This window comes from Streptomyces sp. NPDC044704, assembly GCF_056433525.1.
The window spans coordinates 732,261-751,198 of the sequence record NZ_JBWKGY010000001.1 but is presented as its reverse complement, the minus strand read 5'-3'; the positions used below and the strand labels follow the sequence as shown (position 1 = coordinate 751,198).

The 18,938-nt window shown below is 70.9% G+C and carries 14 protein-coding genes and 1 pseudogene; 5 read left to right on the top strand and 10 right to left on the bottom strand.

What is annotated here, in order from left to right; genetic code table 11:
- The first annotated feature begins 59 nt into the window (after positions 1-59).
- Positions 60-1,901 carry a glycoside hydrolase family 15 protein gene (locus AC07B0_RS03445; protein WP_478896484.1) on the top strand — a complete coding sequence of 614 codons (1,842 nt, stop codon included), beginning with the start codon at positions 60-62 and terminating at the stop codon, positions 1,899-1,901.
- Positions 1,902-1,909: 8 nt separating this feature from the next.
- On the opposite strand, the gene AC07B0_RS03440 is transcribed toward AC07B0_RS03445, so the two are convergent.
- The 7 genes from AC07B0_RS03440 to AC07B0_RS03410 form a co-directional block, all read right to left on the bottom strand.
- Complete coding sequence (locus AC07B0_RS03440; protein WP_478896482.1) at positions 1,910-3,712, bottom strand: cation:proton antiporter; 1,803 nt, start codon at positions 3,710-3,712, stop codon at positions 1,910-1,912.
- 67 nt (positions 3,713-3,779) lie between these two features.
- Positions 3,780-4,832, bottom strand: a complete 1,053-nt coding sequence (locus tag AC07B0_RS03435; protein WP_356880659.1) for a cytochrome d ubiquinol oxidase subunit II — start codon at positions 4,830-4,832, stop codon at positions 3,780-3,782.
- Complete coding sequence (locus tag AC07B0_RS03430) at positions 4,832-6,316, bottom strand: cytochrome ubiquinol oxidase subunit I (RefSeq protein ID WP_356880660.1); 1,485 nt, start codon at positions 6,314-6,316, stop codon at positions 4,832-4,834. The genes AC07B0_RS03435 and AC07B0_RS03430 overlap by 1 nt, the downstream gene beginning before the upstream one ends.
- Before the next feature lie 37 nt (positions 6,317-6,353).
- A complete protein-coding gene (locus AC07B0_RS03425) occupies positions 6,354-7,193 on the bottom strand; it encodes an SDR family oxidoreductase (RefSeq protein ID WP_356880662.1) in 840 nt (279 codons plus the stop codon).
- A 159-nt stretch (positions 7,194-7,352) separates the two neighbouring features.
- Positions 7,353-8,933, bottom strand: a complete 1,581-nt coding sequence (locus AC07B0_RS03420; RefSeq protein ID WP_478896479.1) for a GMC oxidoreductase — start codon at positions 8,931-8,933, stop codon at positions 7,353-7,355.
- A gap of 173 nt (positions 8,934-9,106) precedes the next feature.
- Positions 9,107-10,021: a cyclase family protein gene (locus AC07B0_RS03415; RefSeq protein WP_478896478.1), complete on the bottom strand. Its 915-nt coding sequence runs from the start codon at positions 10,019-10,021 to the stop codon at positions 9,107-9,109.
- A gap of 32 nt (positions 10,022-10,053) precedes the next feature.
- A complete protein-coding gene (locus AC07B0_RS03410) occupies positions 10,054-11,709 on the bottom strand; it encodes a gluconokinase, GntK/IdnK-type (RefSeq protein WP_478896476.1) in 1,656 nt (551 codons plus the stop codon).
- 157 nt (positions 11,710-11,866) lie between these two features.
- Here AC07B0_RS03410 and AC07B0_RS03405 point away from each other — a divergent pair, with 157 nt between their 5' ends.
- Complete coding sequence (locus AC07B0_RS03405; RefSeq protein WP_478896711.1) at positions 11,867-12,619, top strand: ArsR/SmtB family transcription factor; 753 nt, start codon at positions 11,867-11,869, stop codon at positions 12,617-12,619.
- A gap of 29 nt (positions 12,620-12,648) precedes the next feature.
- On the opposite strand, the gene AC07B0_RS03400 is transcribed toward AC07B0_RS03405, so the two are convergent.
- Complete coding sequence (locus AC07B0_RS03400; protein ID WP_478896475.1) at positions 12,649-13,785, bottom strand: serine hydrolase domain-containing protein; 1,137 nt, start codon at positions 13,783-13,785, stop codon at positions 12,649-12,651.
- A gap of 47 nt (positions 13,786-13,832) precedes the next feature.
- Positions 13,833-14,840, bottom strand: coding sequence for a hypothetical protein (locus AC07B0_RS03395; protein ID WP_478896473.1), 1,008 nt, complete (start codon positions 14,838-14,840; stop codon positions 13,833-13,835).
- Positions 14,841-15,102: 262 nt separating this feature from the next.
- On the opposite strand from AC07B0_RS03395, the gene AC07B0_RS03390 reads away from it, so the two are divergent.
- Together AC07B0_RS03390 and AC07B0_RS03385 are read left to right on the top strand one after the other, a co-directional pair.
- Complete coding sequence (locus AC07B0_RS03390; protein ID WP_467297496.1) at positions 15,103-15,840, top strand: GbsR/MarR family transcriptional regulator; 738 nt, start codon at positions 15,103-15,105, stop codon at positions 15,838-15,840.
- Positions 15,841-16,026: 186 nt separating this feature from the next.
- Positions 16,027-16,716 (top strand): hypothetical protein, encoded by a 690-nt coding sequence (locus AC07B0_RS03385; protein WP_356880669.1) that lies wholly within the window; start codon positions 16,027-16,029, stop codon positions 16,714-16,716.
- Between the two features lie 353 nt (positions 16,717-17,069).
- Here AC07B0_RS03385 and AC07B0_RS03380 read toward each other — a convergent pair.
- A pseudogene (locus AC07B0_RS03380) lies at positions 17,070-18,014 on the bottom strand (TerC family protein); the annotation flags it as partial.
- Positions 18,015-18,524: 510 nt separating this feature from the next.
- On the opposite strand from AC07B0_RS03380, the gene AC07B0_RS03375 reads away from it, so the two are divergent.
- Complete coding sequence (locus tag AC07B0_RS03375) at positions 18,525-18,917, top strand: STAS domain-containing protein (RefSeq protein WP_356880670.1); 393 nt, start codon at positions 18,525-18,527, stop codon at positions 18,915-18,917.
- Positions 18,918-18,938: the final 21 nt, after the last annotated feature.

Below are 18,938 nucleotides of genomic sequence, written 5' to 3'. Positions count from 1 at the left end.
GGCTCGCCGGGAGTTCCGCGCCTAAGCTGGCTGGGGGGCGTCGGAAGGGGTCGTCTCGCATGGCTGACTATCCGCTGATCGAAGACCACGGCCTGATCGGTGATCTCCAGACCGCGGCATTGGTGACCACGGACGGAACGATCGACTGGTTCTGTTGTCCTCGTTTCGATTCTCCGAGCGTGTTCGGGTCACTCCTCGACTGGGAGAAGGGCGGCCACTTCACGGTCAGGCCGGCCGAACCCACGTACACCACGAAGCAGTTGTACCTGCCGGACACCGCGGTTCTGGTCACTCGGTTCATGACCGAGTCGGGTACCGGCGAGGTCGTCGACTTCATGCCGGTGACCGGAGGCACGGCCACCGACCGCCACCGCCTGGTCCGCATGCTTCGGTGCGTGCGCGGCAGCATGACCTTCCAGGTCGAGATCGCCCCGAGGTTCGACTACGGCCGCGCACCCCACACGCTGCGGATCTCCGAGAACGGGGCGGTGTTCGCCTCGGCCGACCTGGAACTCACGCTCAGCGTGGTGCGGGAACCGGAGGACGAGCGGCTGGTGCACACCCTCACCGGAGAGCACGACCTGCGTGTCGAGCTGGCGCTCGACGCCGGACAGCAGCGGGGGCTGGTGCTGGCGTCCGCCGCGGAGGGGCCGCCGCGCGAGATCCGCGTCGCCGAGTTCCAGGAGCTCTTCGACGAGACCAGGCTCTTCTGGCGGACGTGGCTCCGCCAGTCCCGGTACACGGGCCGGTGGCGCGAGATGGTGGAGCGCTCCGCCATCACCCTGAAGCTGATGACGTACGCACCCACCGGTGCCCTGGTGGCGGCGCCCACAACCGGTCTGCCCGAGCAGCTGGGCGGCGAGCGGAACTGGGACTACCGGTTCACCTGGATCCGTGACGCCTCCTTCTCCGTGTACGCCCTGCTGGGGCTGGGGTTCACGGAGGAGGCGCGGGCCTTCATCGGCTGGCTCGGCGACCGCGTGAAGGAGAAGGCGGGCCGCGACACGGACACGGGGCCCTTGAACATCATGTACCGGGTGGACGGTTCGTCCGACCTGTACGAAGAGGTCCTGGACCACTGGGAGGGCTACCAGGGGTCCGCCCCGGTGCGGATCGGCAACGGCGCGGCGGAACAGTTGCAGATGGACATCTACGGAGAGGCGCTGGACAGCATCTCCTTCGCCCACCAGCACGGCATCCACCTCGACATCCAGGGCTGGTCCTCGCTGCGCACCCTGCTCGACTGGCTCGTGGACCACTGGGACCAGGCCGGTGAGGGGTTGTGGGAGACCCGCGGCGGGCGCCAGGACTTCACCTACGGCCGTGTGATGTCCTGGGTGGCGTTCGACCGCGCGCTGCGGCTGGCGGCCGCCCACGGCAGGCCGGCGGAGAGCGGCCGCTGGGCCGCCGAGCGCGACAACATCTACCGGCAGATCCTGGACAGGGGCTGGGACCCCGAGCGCCGGGCCTTCGTCCAGCACTACGGCAGCGCTGTGCTCGACTCTTCCCTGCTGCGGATGCCGACGGTCGGGTTCATCACGCCCGACGACCCGATGTGGACGTCCACCCTGGACGCGATGGACCGGGAGCTGGTCACCGACAGCCTCGTCTACCGCTACAACCCCGAGGCCTCCCCCGACGGGCTGCGCGGCTCCGAGGGCACCTTCTCCCTGTGCACCTTCATGTACGTCGACGCCCTGGCCCGGGCCGGGCGGGCGGATCAGGCCCGGCTGGTCCTGGAGAAGATGATGGCGTACGCCAACCACCTCGGCCTGTACTCCGAGGAGATCGCGCTGACGGGAAGGCAACTCGGCAACTTCCCGCAGGCGTTCACCCATCTGGCACTGATCGATGCCGCCATCACGCTGGACGACACCTTGAACCGCATGCGGAAGGGATAGCGGAGGGATCAGCCGACGGCCTCGCCGCCGGTGGTCGGGCGGGTCCGCACGGGGGGCCCGGGGGCCAGCACCACGACCAGGTCGCCCTCCTGGGCGACGACGGCCCGTGTCTCGTCGACCGGTTCCAGACTGCCGTCGTCGCGGACCACGAACAGCGTTTCGTGTCCCGGCGGGAGCGGATCGGAGGCCGGGCGCACCAGGAACCGGGCGCCCTGTTCGTAGCGTGCCGCCAGGACGTGCCGCAGGAGCGAACCGCCGAACAGGACGGCGCCGCCCGTGTAGGGGGCGACGACGCCGTGGCTCTCGTGAGGTGGTCCCACTCGGTAGACGGGCCCCTCCACGTTGTCCTCGACGAGTACGGAGGCGAGCGCGTTGAAGTCGTCGTCGTCAGTGAGCAGGAAGACCGCGTTGACCCCCTCCAGCCGCGCCCTGGGGTTGGTGGCCGTCGCCAGCAGGTCCCCCCTGGCCAGTTTGATCCCGGCCTCCTTGATGCGCTCGCGTTCCTCGCTCTGTCCCGCCCACATCTGCACGTCGAGTCCCGCCGACCGCAGGGCCTTGCCCAGCGCGATCACCCAGGGAGCGCCGCCCACCAGGAGGGGCCGGGTGCGGTTCGGGCGGGCGACGCCGAGCATGCGGGCCACGGGGCCGGCGGTCAGGGCGTAGAGCACGACCGTCGAGACGATCACGAGGAAGGTGATGGGAAGGATCTTGGAGGCGCCGGCGAGCCCCAGTTGGACGAGGGGCGCGGCGAAGGCCGCGGCGGTGGAGGCGGCGACGATGCCGCGCGGGGCCATCCAGCCCGTGAACGCCCGCTCCCCCGTGCTCATGTTCTTGCCCATGGTCGCGAGGTAGGCCACCAGCGGCCGCACCACGAGGACGAGGAGCGCGACGAGGACGAGGGTGGGCAGGAGCACGGGTGTCAGTGAGGCCGGGGCGACGCTGGAGGAGATGGAGATGAACAGCAGCCCGATGATCAGCTGGACGAGCGTCTCGAAGAAGGGCCGGCGGGCCGGCATGTCGAATTTGCGGATGTTGGCCGCGGCCATGCCGGTGACGATGGCGGCGATGAGTCCGGTGTCGTCGCGGACGATGTCGCACCCCGCCGAAACCGCGATCACCGTGGCCAGTTGCGCCAGCGTTCCGAGCGCCTCGCCGAGCCGGAGCACGCGCAGGGTCAGCCACAGCAGCGCGACGCCCACGGCTCCGCCGACGAGGCCGACCGCCATGCTGATGACGAACTGACCGATCTGGTAGCCGCGGCCGATGTCGATCTGGTGCGTCGTGGCGATGGCGTGGAAGACGAGTGCTCCGAGGATGGCGCCGATCGGGTCGGTCAGTGTTCCTTCCCAGATCAGCAGGCGCCGGACCTTGTCCGTCGGCCGTACGTACTGGAGGAGGGGGCCCACCACCGTGGGCCCGGACACGACGAGGATCATGCCCACCATCGAGGCCACCCGGAGCGACATGCCGAACAGGGCCGGGCCGACGGCACAGACGGCCAGGAAGGTGAAGGCCACTCCGAAGAGCAGCAGTCTGCCCACCATCGCGCGGGTCTGGCCCGTCAGGTTCCGCAGGTCGAGGCCGAGTCCGGCGTCGTAGAGGATGACCGCCACGGACAGCGAGACCAGGGCGGAGAACTCCTCCCCGATCAGCTGGTCCGGATGGATGATGTCGGTGACGGCGCCCGCCGCGAAGCCCACCGGCAGGAGCAGGATCAGCGCGGGTACGCGGAGTTTGCCCGCGAGGATCTGGCAGGCGGTGGCCAGGGCCACGATCAGGGCGATGCCGAGGAGGATGTCGTCCTCGCTCACGACGGTTTCCTTCCTCGCCTCACGGGCGCGGTGGGGGCTCTACGACGTTTCCTGCCGGTGGAGCGGGTCAGTCGCCGTCGGCCGGGGCGCCCCGCGGGGGACCGGTCCGGCGCAGGTCGGAATCGGTGAGGGATTCGAGCTCCCCGTGGGTGTCCATCCAGTAGAGGAGGAAGACGGCCGGAGCGACGAGCAGGAGGGCGACGAAGCTGACCACGGTCAGCCAGGCCAGGGTCTGGGAGTCGCCGGCCGCGTCCGCCACGGACAGCGACGTCGGGATGAGGTAGGGGCGCTGGGCCATGCCCCAGGCGATGACCGCCGCCCCGACGATGCCGACACAGGTGAAGCGGGCCCAGCGGGCTTCGGCCTTCAGCACGAGCAGTCCCGTGGCGACGAAGGCGAGCGCGGACACGATCGCGAGGGCGAGCCCCCAGCCGTGGGTGAGGCCGTGCCAGACGTGCGGCGCGTCGCCCCGGGCGACGAGGAGTACGGCCACGGCGGCCGCCGCGACCGCCCCGAGGCTGACGAGCGCCCGGCGGCGGAAGTATCCGACGAGGTCGGGGGCGTCGAAGCGCGCGGCGTCGGCGGTCAGGAACACGGCCCCGAGGAGGGCGGTCGCGGCGACGGTGAGGAGCCCGAAGACGAGGGACGCGGAGCTGGCCCACGCGTGGTCGGAGGCCTCGGTACCCGGTGCGACCCGGCCGGACGCGATGGCTCCGGCCGCCGCACCGAGACAGAACGGGGTGAGCAGGGAGGCGATGGCGAAGACGGCGCCGTAGAGGCGCCGCCGGGCCAGCCGGCGGGTGGGTTTGCGCAGGGCGAATCCCGCGCCGCGCAGGACCATGCCGAGGGCGGCCAGGGCCAGCGGCAGCCACATCGCCGTGAACACCGTCTGGAAGAACACGGGGAATCCGGTCCACATGAGGATGAGGACGAAGATCAGCCAGACGTTGTTGACCTCCCACACGGGGGCCATGGCGTGGTCGATCAGCCATCGGGGACGCTTGCCGCGCTCTGCTCCGCCGGCCGTCAGGTCCCAGAATCCCGCCCCGTAGTCGGTCCCGCCCGCGCACGCGTACGCGGCCACGGCGAGGAGCAGCACGAAGGCGACGAGTTCGGCCATCACCGTTCACCGCCCGCCGACGGGGCGGAGCCGCCGTCCTGCGCGGACCGGAGGTCACCGGCCGGGACCGCGGGCCGGGGCCCGTAGGGGGTGACGGCCTCCGGGGCCTCCCCTTCCGGCCCGTCCGGCTGTTCGTCCGCCAGGCGCCAGCGGTCGCGCATCTTGAGCAGGACCATGAGGAACGCCCCGAAGATGAGCAGGTACACGATGACCACCAGGCCGAACATGATCCAGAGGGTGGTGGAGCGGGTCGAGGTCACCGCCTCGGCGACCCGCATGTTCTGGTAGACGATCCATGGCTGGCGGGCCACTTCGGCCGTGATCCAGCCGCATTCGACCGCTACGACGGAGCCGACTCCGGCGCATGCGGCACTGCGGTAGAACCACTTGGAGCGGGGCGGCCGCCGGTGGCGCAGCCAGACCAGGCCGTACCAGAGGACGAGGAGGACGAGCGCGGACCCGATCCCGACCATGATGTCGAAGGCCCAGTGGGCGATCGTGGCCTGTGTGGCGTTGGGCCGGTCGCTCGCCGGTACGGAGGACAGCCCCGTCACCACGGTGTCGGGGCTGAACCCGGCCAGGATGGAGTCGAGCTGGGGGATCGGGATGCCGCCGGAGACCGTTCCGTCGGGGTGGAGGCGTCCGAACAGGTATTCCGGGACGTGGCTCTTGGTGTCCCAGACGATCTCGATGGCCGCGAACTTCACGGGCTGCTTCTGGAACACGGCCCGGGCGATCGAGTCGCCCAGCACGAGCTGTACGGGGGTCGCGGCCGCGGCGATGGTGAAGGGGACGGCGAAGCCGAGCCGGTGGTAGCGGTCCCGGCGGCCCCGGAGCCATCCGACGGCGTAGACGCCCGCCACGACGAAGCCCGCGGTCATCAGCATCGCCATGACGAAGTGCCAGTACTGGGGCCCGAACATGGGCGTGAAGATGGCTTTCCACACGTTCACGTCGACCGGGTTGCCCTGCGCGTCGAGGGAGAAGCCCTGGGGCGTGTTCATCCACGAGTTGGCGGCCAGGATGCCGAAGGTCCCGAGCAGCGCGACGGCCGGCAGCGGCAGCCCGAGCAGGAAGTGGGTGCGCGGTTTCAGCCTGCGCCAGCCGTAGAGGTAGATGGCGATGAGCACCGCTTCGAGGAAGAACGCCCATGCCTCGACGCCGAATCCGATGCCGAAGACGTCGCCCCATCTGCCCATCAGGCCCGGCCAGAGCAGCCCGAACTCGAACGACAGCACGGTGCCGGTCACGACGCCGATCGCGAACTGCACGGCCATCACCGCCGACCAGCGCCGGGCCAGCAGGAGGGCCGTCGCGTCGCCGTGACGCAGGCCGCGGTAGTGCATGACGAGGGTGATCAGCGGCAGCGCCACCCCCATCGGCACGAGGATGATGTGGGAGGCGAGGGTGAACGCCATGAGCTCCCTAGCCGGGAGCAGTTGGGCGGGAGCGTCGGCCGCCAGGAGGTGGAGCGTGATGCCCATGCGTTCCTTTGCCGCTCGAGGTGACGTCGGAGGAGGCTCAGCCGCCGGTGGCGAAGCCGGGGAAGAGGGTCATCCCGCCGTCCACGTAGAGCGTCGTGCCGACGACGTAGTCCATGAGGTCCGAGGCGAGCGCCACGGCCGCGTGGGCGATGTCCTCGGGTTCGCCGATGCGCTCGTACGGGATCAGCCGCTGGAGGTCCTTGCGCGCCTCCGGGGTCTCCCACGCGGAACGGTTGATCGGTGTCTTGATGGCGCCGGGAGCGATCGCGTTCACCCGGATCTTCTTGGGCGCGAGTTCCTGGGCCAGGGTCGCCATCAGCATCTGGACGCCGCCCTTGGAGGAGGCGTAGTTGGCGTGGCCGGCCCAGGGAATGAGCTGGTGGACGGAGCTCATGCAGATGATCTTTCCGGCCGCCCGGGACACCTCCGGGACGACGCCGCGCCGCAGGAACTCCTTCGTCGCTTCCCGCGCGCAGAGGAACTGGCCCGTGAGGTTGACGTCCAGCACCTTCTGCCACTGGGCGAGCGTCATGTCCTCGAAGGGGGCGTCGCGTTGCAGCCCGGCGTTCGCGACCAGGATGTCGATCGTGCCGAATTCGCGGACCATCCGGTCCATCATGGCTACGACCTGGTCCTCCTGGGACACGTCGGCCTCGTACGCGGCGGCGCGCACGCCGAACGAGGTGATCTCCTCGACCACCTTCTGCGCCTCGTCGGCGCCGGCCACGTAGTTCACGACCACGTCGGCGCCGGCCCGGCCGAGGCCGATGGCCGTGGCCTTGCCGATGCCGCTGTTGGCACCGGTCACCAGTGCCTTCTGGCCCTTGAGCAGGCGAGCGGGGATCACTCCCTGCGGTGCGCCCTCGGTGGAACTCACGGTCGGCTGCCTCCTCGACTGCCCGGTCCGGTCCGCAGGGCGGCGGCCCGGCGGATCCGAACGCCACGGAAGCATCTCCAGGGGAGATCAGGGGCCGGGGCGGGGCGGCTTTGGGCCACACGGCCGAGCATCAATGCCCGGTCGGGGCAATCCGCGGGGTCAGCGGAGCCGCTCCAGGAGGTGGTCGCCCACCCGGAGGGCGTTGGCGATCGCGGTGAGCGACGGGTTGACCGCGCCGATGCTCGGGAAGAAGCTCGTGTCGACCACGTAGAGGTTGTCGAGGTCGTGTGCCTTGCAGTTCACGTCCAGGGCGGAGGTGGCCGGGTCGTCGCCGAACCTCACCGTGCCGGCCTGGTGCGCCGTGGCGCCGATCGGCATGCCCTTGTGGAGGTAGATGCTGCGCGACAGGAACTGGTGTTCGTGCATGCCCAGATGGCCCAGCATCCTCTGGAGCTCGTGCCGCAGCCGTTTCAGCCCGGCGGTGTTGTTGTTCTCGTCGAGCGCGAGGGTGATCTGTCCGTCGCCGTCGACCGTGACCCGGTTCTCGGGGAGCGGCAGGTCCTCGCCGCACAGCCAGAAGTCGACGGCGTGGTGGGCCAGTACCGCGAACGGCATGTCGGGGGTCACGGCGCCGGCCCAGCGGGGAGCCTCGCCGTGGATCTGCTCGGCATCGGACTTGCCGAGCATTTGGATGCCGCCCAGCGGGTAGTCCCAGTCGTCGGAGCCGAGGTACCAGTCGTGCAGGGCCAGGGTCTTCTGGAAGCGGGTGGGGTTGGGCTCCTTCGAAACGGCCATCAGCGCGAGGTTGTTGTGGCGCATGTAGTGCCGTCCGACGACGTCGGAGCTGTTCGCCAGCCCGCGGGGATGGCGGTCGTCGGCCGAGGCCAGGAGGAGGGCCGCCGAGTTGACCGCCCCGCAGGCGACCACCACGACGTCGGCGGAGTAGGAGGCTTCGGACCCGTCCCCGCTCCGCGTCAGGACCCGGCTGACGGTGTGCCCGGCCGGGTCGGTCTCCAGCCGGACCACCCGGGCATCGGTGATCATTTCGACGTTGGGGTGACGCAGCGCGGGTTCCACGCAGATCACCTGGGCGTCCGACTTGCCGCGCACCAGGCAGGGGAACCCGTCCACGCGGTCACAGCGGATGCAGACGCTGGACGGAGTCGCGCGCCCGTTCTCGTCCTGGAGCAGGTCGACGCCGATCGGCAGGTGGAAGGGGTGCAGGCCGCGCTTCTCCAGGTCGTCGCTCAGCTGCTGGATCCGCGGCTCGTGCGCCACCGGCGGGTAGGCGTACTGGGCGCTGTACGGCCCTTCCGACGGGTCCTCCCCGTGGTGGCCGTGGACCTTGTAGAGGTGCTCGGCCTGGGTGTAGTACGGCTCCAGGTCCTCGTAGCGGATCGGCCAGGCCGGCGACAGCCCGTCGTGGTGGCGCAGCTCCCCGAAGTCCTCGGGCCGCAGCCGGAAGAGGGCGGCCCCGTAGAACTTGGTGTTCCCGCCGACGTAGTAGTTGACCTCGGGCGGGAATTCCTTGCCGTGCTTGTCCAGCCAGAACTCCGGGGCACGGTACTTGCCCCTCACGAACACCGCGGTGGAGTCCCAGTTGTCCCGCTCGCGGGGGAGGTAGTCCCCGCGTTCGAGGATGAGCACCCGTTTGCCGGACGGAGCGAGGCGGTGGGCGAGCGTGCCTCCGCCCGCGCCGGTACCGATGATGATGACGTCGTAGTGCGGGGAGTCGCCCACGGCGACCACCGTCCTTGCGCTCGTGGACCGCGCCCTTCCGGCGGGACCTCATCCTTGCGCGCCGCCGGTGCACGGCAGCCACCCCACCCCTTCGAACGTATCCCTCCTCCCCACGGGGGGCGACCGGACGGGCCCCTCCCCCGCAGCCGATGGGCCCCTCCCCCGCTGCCGGGTCACAGGACGGCGATCGGGTTCACCGGGGAGCCGGTGGCCGCCGGGAGCCGGAGCGGCGCGACCGTGCACAGGAACGACCACCGGCCCGCGCGGGCGCACGCCCGGGTCAGTTCCTCGAACTGCAGGTAGTCCAGGAGGTGCACGCCCATGGCGTGCACGGCGAGCACGTGCACGGGGAAGTCGACGCCGGCCACCGCGCTGGGGGCGGTGTCGTTGTTGCCGTCCGATCCCAGCACGGACACCTCCCGCTCGGCCAGGAACCGTACGGCCCCGGGGTGGAGACCGGCCCGGGCCCGGGCCGCGTCCCACGCCCCCCGCTCCTGGCGCCGGGCGCGGTGCCCCACGCGCACGAACAGCATGTCCCCCGGCCCGACCCGGACCCCCTGTGCCGCCTCCGCGGCGATCAGGTCGTCGGCGCTCACGTGGTCCCCGGGCTCCAGCCACGGCACGCCCCGCGACCGTGGCACGTCCAGGAGGACACCGCGGCCCACGATGCCGTCCCGGACGACGTCGACGGACAGGGCGCGGGCACCGTCGGGGGTCACGCTGCTCGCCGGCACTCCGCCGTAGAGCGAACCGTCGTACAGCACGTGACACAGCGCGTCGAGGTGGCTGTCGGCGTCCCCGTGCACGTTCATCGCGAAGCGGTCGCGCGCGAAGTGCAGTCCGTCGGCCACGGCCTCACCCTCGGTGGGGCCGATCATGCGGTGGTGCGCGGGGTCGGGATTGTCCGGGCCGGAACGCGTTTCGACGGGGGCGGCCAGCGATACCGTGAGCCCGGAGCGGACCTCGGCGGCGGCGGCCACCACGCGCTCCGGCGTCAGGTGGCCGAGCGCACCGGGACGGCCGTCGGGGTCAGGCCTGCTCCGGAGGCGCATGTCCTCGTACAGGGCGCGGAAGGCGGCGCCGGTCATGGATCCGCGCGCCGGCGGTCCGGGGTCCGGGCTCACCAGGAGCCCCACGGGGACAGGCCCCACCGGAACACGTGGCGGGCCCCCGGTTCCAGGACGGTGAGCGCCGTGCCGCTGCGGAAGGCGTCGGCCGGGCAGGACATGGGCTCGATGGCGACGCCGCGCCGGCGCCGCCCGGGCTCCGCCAGTGTGTCCCCCGTGTAGACCTGTACGTACCGGACGCCCTCGATGAGCCGTACGTCGACGCCGTGCCGCCCCGAGGGGTGCGCGAGCCGGACCGCGCAGTGACCGGCCGGGTCCCGGTCGAGGCCCGTGTACGCGGTGTCCAGCCGCTCCTCGCCGATGGGCCGGGCGGCGCGGAAGTCGTACGCCGTGCCGTCGACCGGTTCCTCGCCCGTCGGCAGGCCCTGTCCGTCGGTACGGAGGCGGAGGCGGGCCGGTACGGTCAGCAGCGCGGTGTCCACGGCATCGGTGCCCACGGTCAGGTAGGGGTGCTGGCCCACGCCGTAGGGCGCGGGCGCGTCCCCCGTGTTGGTGGCGGTGACGGTGGTTTCGAGCCCCTCCGGGCCGAGCCGGTACTCGGCGGAGACCTCCAGCCGGTACGGGTATCCGGGCTGCGGGAAGAGGGTGGTGCCGAGCGTGACCCCTTCCTCGCTGCGGGCGAGCAGCCGCCACGGGACCCACCTCAGGAGCCCGTGGATCGCGTTGCCGTTCTCCGGTTCGGTCAGCGGGAGCCGCAGGCTCTGCCCGCCGAAGCGGTAGCGGCCGCCGCCCACCCGGTTCGGCCAGGGCGCGAGGAGCTGGCCCCGGCCGCCGGTGATCGGTTCGTGCGCGGCGAACCCGTCGAGCAGGGGCTTCCCGCCCACCTCGTAGAGGCGCAGCGCGCCGCCCAGTTCGACCACCACCGCTGTCTGGGCGCCGTGACGCAGCCGCCATTGTTCTCCGGACGCGGTGTGTTTTGCGGATGTGGCGTGTTCTGCGGACGCGGTGTGTTCTGCGGATGCGGTGTGTTCTGCGGATGCTTCGCGGGACATGCGCGGCTCCTCGGTCGGTACGGCGGGCGGTGGCGCCGCCCCGGCGGCGAGGCGGGCGACGACGTCCGAGACCACGGCGTCCGGGGGCCGGTCGATGCCGACCACCCACGCCTGCTCGTCGGGCTCCGGCTCCTGGAGGTCCGCGAACTGGCTGTCCAGCAGCCGTTGGGGGAAGAAGTGGCCCTGCCTCGCCCGCAGCCGGGAGCCGATGAGCTCGCGTGACCCGTGGAGATGGACCAGGCGTACGCCGGTCCGCCCCCGGACCAGCTGGTCCCGGTAGGAGCGCTTGAGGGCGGAGCAGGCGACGACCGCGGGTTCCCGTGCCGCGAGCCGCCCGTCGATCCATGCCGCGACCGCGGCCAGCCAGGGGCGTCTGTCCTCGTCGGTCAGCGGCTGCCCGCCCGCCATCCTGGCGCGGTTCGCCGGGGTGTGGAAGTCGTCGGCGTCCTGGTAGGCCCAGCCGAGCCGGTCGGCCAGGCGGAGTGCCACCGTGGACTTTCCGGATCCCGCCACGCCCGTCACGACCACCACGACGGCCGGCGCGTCCGCGCGGGGGGTTTCCGGCGCGCCCCGGCCGGGCGGGGCCGGCTGACCGGCGCCGCGCGCGGGACCGTCCGGCGGGCCCCGCATGGCTCGCCTCACGTGGTGACGCGCCATACCGCCTCCCTCGCGCGTACCGCCGGACCGCCCGGGGTTCCGCCCCGGCCCTTCCACTCTCGGCGTGCGCGGTCCCCGGCGCACCTCGGGCTGCACGCACCCCACCCCCGATTGACATGCAGGCAAATACTTGCATGATGGAGGTGTGAGCGACGAGATGGACCGGGTCTTCAAGGCCCTCTCCGATACGACCCGCCGGCACCTGCTGGACCGGCTGCGCGAGAACAACGGCCAGACCCTCGGCGAGCTGTGCGAAGGCCTGGCGATGTCCCGCCAGGCCGCCACCCAGCACCTGGGACTCCTGGAAGCGGCGAACCTCGTCAGCACGGTCCGCAGGGGCCGGGAAAAACTCCACTACCTCAACCCCGTACCGCTCCATCAGATCCAGGAGCGGTGGATCGACAAGTTCGAGCGTCCCCGTCTGCGGGCGCTCAGCACCCTCAAACGGAGAGCGGAACAGGCCATGAGCGGCAAGCCCGAGTTCGTCTACACCACCTACATCGAAGCCACCCCGGAGAAGGTCTGGGAGGCTCTCACCGACCCCGAGATGACGGCCGCCTACTGGGGCCACGGCAACGTCTCCGACTGGCAGGCGGGCTCGCGCTGGGAGCACCGGCGCACCGACGGCTCCGGCACCGCCGACGTGGAGGGCGTCATCGTCGAAGCCGTCCCTCCGAAGCGGCTCGTCCTCACCTGGGCCGGCCCCGGCGAGGACCGCCCGAACGGCCCCTCCACGGTCACCTTCGACCTCAAGCCGCTCGGCGGCACCGTCCAGCTCACCGTGACCCACGAGAACCTGCGCGACGAGACCGAGTTCCGGCAGGCGGCCGGCGGCTGGTCGGCGGTGCTGTCGAACCTGAAGACGTACCTCGAAACGGGAAAGACGCTGTCCCTGCCCGCGTGGTCCTGACCGGGGGTTCCACGACTCCCGGCCGGCCGTCAGCTTCCGGCGGCCGCACCGAACTCGGCGGTGAGGATGCCGCCGAAGACCGGCAGGCCGCTCCAGTCGCCGTTGACCTGGCCGGTGAGCAGGTGCTCGCCGTCGCGGGAGCCCAGGGCACAGGTCCACGAGCCGTACGTGGCACCCGCGTTGCCCCAGACCGTGACGCCGGACGGCAGTGTCCAGGAGAACACGCCCAGGCCGTACCGGGTCTGCGGGATCCACGGGACGGGGCCCGCGGTGTCGACGGTGGTGAACATCTCCTGCTGCTGTCCGGCGGGCAGCAGGTGGCCCCGGAGCAGTTCGCCGAAGAAGCGCTGCAGGTCACCGGTGGTCGAGATGATGCCGCCGGCCGCCCACGCGAAGGACTGGTTCATCTCGGTCGCGTCGTGGACCCGGGGCGGTACGTCGGAGGCGAAGAGGGTGGAGTAGTGCCGGGGGTGCGGCCCCCGGATCGCCGGTTCCGTGCCCGGGAGGTAGGTGCCGGTCAGCGCCAGCGGCTGGACGATCCGCTGCATGAGGGCTTCCCCGAAGGTGCCGCCCGTGGCCTTCTCGATGATCAGGGCGGCCAGGAAGTAGTTGGTGTTGGAGTAGAGGAAGGCCTCACCCGGAGCGCAGGGCGGCGGGGTGGCCAGGCCCGTCCTGACCAACTGTTCGGGGGTGTAGGTGTCGTAGCGGTGCTGGAACCACGCCGCTCCGATGCCCTTCTTGAAGAACTCGGGGTCGTTGCCGTAGTTGGAGATGCCGCTGGTGTGGTTGAGCAACTGCCGGATGGTGATCGTGCGGCCGTCGTAGCCGTTGCCCGACACGAGCCCGGGCAGCCACCGCTCGATCGTGTCGTCGAGGCCCAGGCCGCCTTCGGCTACCAGTTGCAGGACCACCGTGGCGGTGAACGCCTTCGTCGTGCTGCCGATCCGGAACCGCTCGGACGGCCGGCGTTTCCTCCCGGTTCCGGTGTCGGAGACGCCCGCCGAGCCGAACCACGCGCCACGGCCGTCGCGCACTTCGACGGCTATGCCGGGTGCGCCGCCCTGGGCGGCGGCGCGGTCCATGGCCTGCTGGAGCGCGGAGTGGCCGGGGGACGTCGGGGCGGCCCCTGCGGTCGCGGTCGCCTCGCTGGAGGGGTGCACGGTCATGTCGGTCTTCCTTTCGGGAGTTCGGTTCGTCGGGGCGGGAGGCGTCGTCAGCACGCCGGTCGGGAAAACACGGGGGCCTCGATCGGTTCGGCGGTGGGGCGCTTGGCGGTGGCGCGCTTGGCGGTCACGGTCACCACTGCGGTGGTTGCCCCCGTGAGGAGCAGCACCGCGGCGAGGGCGAGGAGGGTGGCGGCGTCCGGATGGATCAGGGACTGTCCGCGCCACGCCTGCCAGGTCACCACCGCGACCAGCCCCGTGTAGCCGAGGGCGGCACTGCCGACCAGGCGGGCCCGTACCTTCTCGTCGCGCAGCCAGACCCGCTCGGCGGCCAGGGCGGCGAGCACCGCGGCGATCAGGAGGAGGACCTGGATGCCGTGCAGGGCGAAGAAGTGCGGTACCCGGAAGTCGCCGCCGGTCACGCTCCAGTTGGTGAGGGGCATGCCGTGGCCGTCGGGGTCTCCGATGCCGTGGCCCTGGTACATCTGCACGGAGTGGCCGTTGGCATCGGTGACGGTACGGGAGTGGATTTCGGTGACCATCCAGAAGACCGGCACGACCATGCCGAAGGTGGCGAGCGCGAGACCGGAGCGGATGGCGCGGTTCAGCGCCGCTCCGCCGGTCCGCTGGATCAGCACGACGACCGCCAGGATCAGTTGGGCGATGACGATGACCATCACCCCGAAGGTCAGCAGGGGCACCAGGGCCAGGGTGACCGGGTCGGTCTGGTCCGCGCTGAAGTGGCTGAAGGTGCCGCGTGCCGCCTGGACCGTGATGGCGCCCACCTCCACCGTGGCGGCGACCGCGAAGACGGTGCCCAGCCACCGTCCCAGCCGTCTGCCCCGCGTCAGCTTGGTCAGCAGCCAGGCCAGCGTGAGCGCGTAGAGGCCGAAGGCGAAGCCGAACTTGAGCGGCTTCACCCACACCGACTCGCCCAGCAGCGTCCGTCCGTCGACGACGGCTCCGACGCCGGCGGCGAGCACCAGGCCGAGCATCAGGACGGCGCAGGCCACCAGTGGCCGGTGCCAGGTGCGAAGGGGGGTGAGGAAGGACGTCATGGGGGCTCCGATTCAGGGCAACGAGCGGCCGTCGACCGGGCCCGCTCGGATCGCATCGCCTGTTCGCGAATGACTAAAAGCTAAATTGCTTTCACTCTTCCGTCAACGAAATCAGGAGCATGGAGCGCATCATTGCAGGTCAGATCGCAAAACTCTTGCAATGACCGTGGAACAGAATGCAAAACGACTTCACGGCATTTGCATTGAGCTGACCGTGAAAGCAATACTGCTCACACACGGACCCGACACGGAGGCAATGCCGATGCCCGGAGGCAGACTGACCCACCACGAGCGGCTGGAGATCGCCGAGGGGCTCAGGGAGGGACTCAGCTACACCGACATCGCCGCCCGCCTGGACAGGCCCATCTCCACCGTCAGCCGGGAAGTGGCCCGCAACGGCGGCCCCTCCGACTACCGGGCCGACGCCGCGCACCGCGCGACGAAGGGGCGCGCCCAGCGCCGCAAGCAGCCCCTGACACCCGCCCCGGCCGCCACCTCACCGAGCGCGGGCGAGACGCACGGACGCGACCCGGAGGCCGTCGCCGAACTGGAGGAACAGTTCACGGCGATGATGGTCGGTACGGGGCTGCCGCGGATGACCGCCCGCGTACTGACGTGCCTGTACGTCACCGACGGCGGCAGCCTGACCGCGGCCGAACTCGCCCAGCGCCTCCAGGTCAGCCCCGCCTCCGTCTCCAAGGCCGTCGGCGAACTCGAACAGCAGGAGCTCATCAGGCGTGAACGCGACACGGGCCGGCGGCGTGACCGGTACGTCATCGACGCCGATGCCTGGTTCCGCGGCTGGATGGCCAGCGCCCGGCAGAACGCCATGCTGGCCGACTTCACCCTTCGCGGCGCCCAGGTCCTCGGCGCCACGACGCCCGCCGGTACCCGGATGCGCGACATCGGCCACTTCTTCGAGCACGTCGGCCGGACCATGATCCAGGCGGCCGAGCAATGGCGGCAGGCCGACGCCGCACGGCGCGGCACGCCCGGCTGATGGGTCGGCGGGGGTGGGGCGTTCCCCGGCCCCGGCCCCGGACGACCTGACCGGCTACAGTGCGGGCGGATCATGCGGATCCGTTAGCTGTCAGGGGGATTCCAGTTGGTCAAGCACCGTGCCTCTGTCGTACTCGTCGCGGTCGGCTGCCTCGCGATCTCCTCGTGTGCCGGTGGTGCGGACTCCGTGAGTGCCGACCGCGCGCCGGCGGGAACGCGGACGCCCGGCACCTCCTCCGCCCCGCAGACGAAGCCGGCGCCTTCCCCGACCCCTTCCGTCGCCCTGCCCGAGCCTGGGGCGGCCGGCGAGATACCGGACACCGCGCGGCTGCGTCAACTGGCTCTGCAGCCGGGCGAGACCGCCGGAGTCGCGGAAGGGGAGTCCGGAAGCCACCCGATGCACGCCGGCGAGCTGAGGCCCCTGTCACCGTCCGAGCTGTCGGCCCCGTGCTCCGCCATGTGGGGCCTGCTCAGCCAGCGGGGCGCCCGGGCCGCCGTCAGCCAGACCTTCGCCACCGACACACCCGGGAACCCGCAGGTGAACTTCCTCGCCTCCTATGCGGGGGCGGAGGCCGTCTACACCCGACTGCGCTCGGCCGTCGCGGCCTGCCCCTCGGACAGTGAGGACGGCCGCACGGTCACCGTGCGGTACGAGGACCTCGACGGAGCGGGATTTCCCGAGGACACGATCCGCATCCGGATGACCACCACCGATGAAGGCTCCACCGGACCCGCCGACGTCATCGACCGCGTCGTCACCCGGGTCGGAGCGTGCATCGCCGACCTCTCCGGGCTGGGGTCCGAACCGTACCCACGGCTGGCCGAAGGTCCCGTTCTCCGGCAGATCGAGCGGCTCCGGACCGCACAGGGCCTCTGAGACCTCGGAGTCCTCGGAGACCTCTGAGACCGAACGGCTCGGCCCGTGGTTCACGCGTCCGGACCGTGAACCGGCGGCTCCTGCTGTCCTAGAGGCTCTTCCTCCCGCCCTCGCGCCGAGGGGCGGGGGTGCCTGTGGCTGGGGTCCAGCCGGAAGTCGGGACAGTCACGGTTCTGGCAGGCGCCCGGACCCCAGACGGGAACGAACATGCCGAGGGTCTTCTGTCGGTGTACCGCGGCCGGCACGGACTGATTGCAGGCCTGACACACGTACGCTTCTCGCTCACGCTTCATCTTGACCATTTCTTTACGATAGGCCCGTACTGGCGGGTCGGGAAGTGGTTCGTTTCCCGCCGTGCCGTCGGCCGGAGCGGGCCTTCTGACGCTGAGCACCACGGAAGCCGTCAGGACGACGACGATGACCGCGAGGCTGATCGGTGAGGGGACCTCCGGGATGCTCGGGCTGATCATCTTGTGGCAGGCCTGGAGGATGAGCTTGACGCCGATGAAGGCGAGGATGATCGCCAGGCCCTTGCTCAGGTAGTGGAAGCGGTCCAAGAGGCCGGCGAGCAGGAAGTAGAGGGCCCGCAGGCCGAGGATGGCGAACGCGTTGCTGGTGTAGACGACGAAGGCGTCGTCGCTGACCGCGAGGACCGCCGGGACACTGTCCACGGCGAAGATCAGGTCCGCGGCCTCGATCGCGGCGACCACCGCGAGCAACGGCGTCGCCACCCGCTTGCCCGCCTCCTTGACGAAGAACTTCGCCCCGGCGTACTCGTCCCGCACCGGAATGACCTTGCGGAGCATCCGCACGGCGAAGCTCTTGCCCGGGTCGAAGCTCTCCTCCTCGTCCTTGAGGAGCTTGTAGGTGCTGTAGAAGAGGACCGCTGCGAAGGCGAACAGCACCGCGGTGAAGCGGCTGACCACGGCCACGCCGAGGGAGAGGAAGATCCCGCGGAAGACGAGCGCGCCGATGACACCGAAGAACAGCACGCGGTGCTGGTAGGCGCGGGGCACCTTGAAGTACGCGAAGATCACGGCGAAGACGAACAGGTTGTCGACCGACAGGCTCTTCTCCAGCAGCCAGGCCGTCGTGTATTCGGTGCCGGCGTCGGTGCCGAGGACGAGGAAGACGACGGCGCCGAAGGTCAGGGCGAGGCCCACCCACAGTCCGCTCCAGGCGGCGGCCTCCTTGAAGCCGATGACGTGCGCGGTGCGGTGGGACAGCAGGTCCACGGCCAGCGACACGACGACGGTCGCGGCGAACGCCCCCCACAACCACAGCGGGACCTCAAGCACGCCGAACACCCTCACCTCGGCCCGCGCGGAACGAGCGGGCCCCTCTACGGGGCGGACCCCATATACAGGAGTGTCCGGCATCGGGGCCCCGGGAGCACGCGGAGCGGGCGCACCCGACCGTGTTCACCTGCCCGGGACGGCGACCGTCGGTCCATGAACAAGATCTACGCGGTCGTGGGCGCGGCCCGCTCCGGAGTCTTCAGCGGATGGCCGGCCACGGGGATCCGGCAGGGGCGGTGCGGGCGGAGGCCCAGGCCCGCGCGGACGGTCCGTCGGTCCGTCTGGTCCTTCCCTCGCCGTGGCCCGTCCGCGCCGGCCGCATGTCACCCTCCGTCGGCCGGTGTTGACTTCCTCACCTAGTGCAGATTCACTAGGCGGGACTGGTGTCCTCGCGCTAGGAAGCAGGAGGGGCGGCGGTCGACGGTCGGCAACAGGAGCTCCCCACAAGAGGCTCGTGGGATCGCATCGCGCGGGTACGCGCCGTGTGAGCACGGAGAGGTACGGGATGCTGTGACCGGTTCCGAGTTCATGTCGCACGCCGTGGTTCAGTCGGGTACCGCCCGGCTGACCCTCGTCGGCCAACTCGACTGGGACACCGCCCCCTTGGTCCGCAACGCCGTCGCGGCGTGTCTGGAGGAGCGGCCGACCGGCCTCCACCTCGACCTGACCGGTGTCACCTTCTGCGACTGCGCCGGCCTGAACGTCCTGCTCGGGGCGCGCACGTCCGCCCATGCGGCAGGCGTGGACGTCGTCGTGGCGGGAATCGGCGCGCAGTTGGCGCACCTGCTCGACGTGACCGGGGTCGGCCCGGTCCTCACCGCCCCTCCGGGCACGCTCGCGACTCCCCGTGGGGCAGGAACGGCGGCCACGGCGCAGTCACCGCTCCGGGACCTTCTGGCATGATCGTGCGGTCCGCCACCTGCA

Bases quoted from the DNA above. Each gene is read 5' to 3' on its own strand.
- AC07B0_RS03445 (WP_478896484.1), top strand. From the start codon at position 60: ATGGCTGACTATCCGCTGATCGAAGACCACGGCCTGATCGGTGATCTC.
- AC07B0_RS03435 (WP_356880659.1), bottom strand. From the start codon at position 4,832: ATGGCCGAACTCGTCGCCTTCGTGCTGCTCCTCGCCGTGGCCGCGTAC.
- AC07B0_RS03430 (WP_356880660.1), bottom strand. From the start codon at position 6,316: ATGGGCATCACGCTCCACCTCCTGGCGGCCGACGCTCCCGCCCAACTG.
- AC07B0_RS03415 (WP_478896478.1), bottom strand. From the start codon at position 10,021: ATGACCGGCGCCGCCTTCCGCGCCCTGTACGAGGACATGCGCCTCCGG.
- AC07B0_RS03410 (WP_478896476.1), bottom strand. From the start codon at position 11,709: ATGGCGCGTCACCACGTGAGGCGAGCCATGCGGGGCCCGCCGGACGGT.
- AC07B0_RS03405 (WP_478896711.1), top strand. From the start codon at position 11,867: ATGGACCGGGTCTTCAAGGCCCTCTCCGATACGACCCGCCGGCACCTG.
- AC07B0_RS03400 (WP_478896475.1), bottom strand. From the start codon at position 13,785: ATGACCGTGCACCCCTCCAGCGAGGCGACCGCGACCGCAGGGGCCGCC.
- AC07B0_RS03395 (WP_478896473.1), bottom strand. From the start codon at position 14,840: ATGACGTCCTTCCTCACCCCCCTTCGCACCTGGCACCGGCCACTGGTG.
- AC07B0_RS03390 (WP_467297496.1), top strand. From the start codon at position 15,103: ATGCCCGGAGGCAGACTGACCCACCACGAGCGGCTGGAGATCGCCGAG.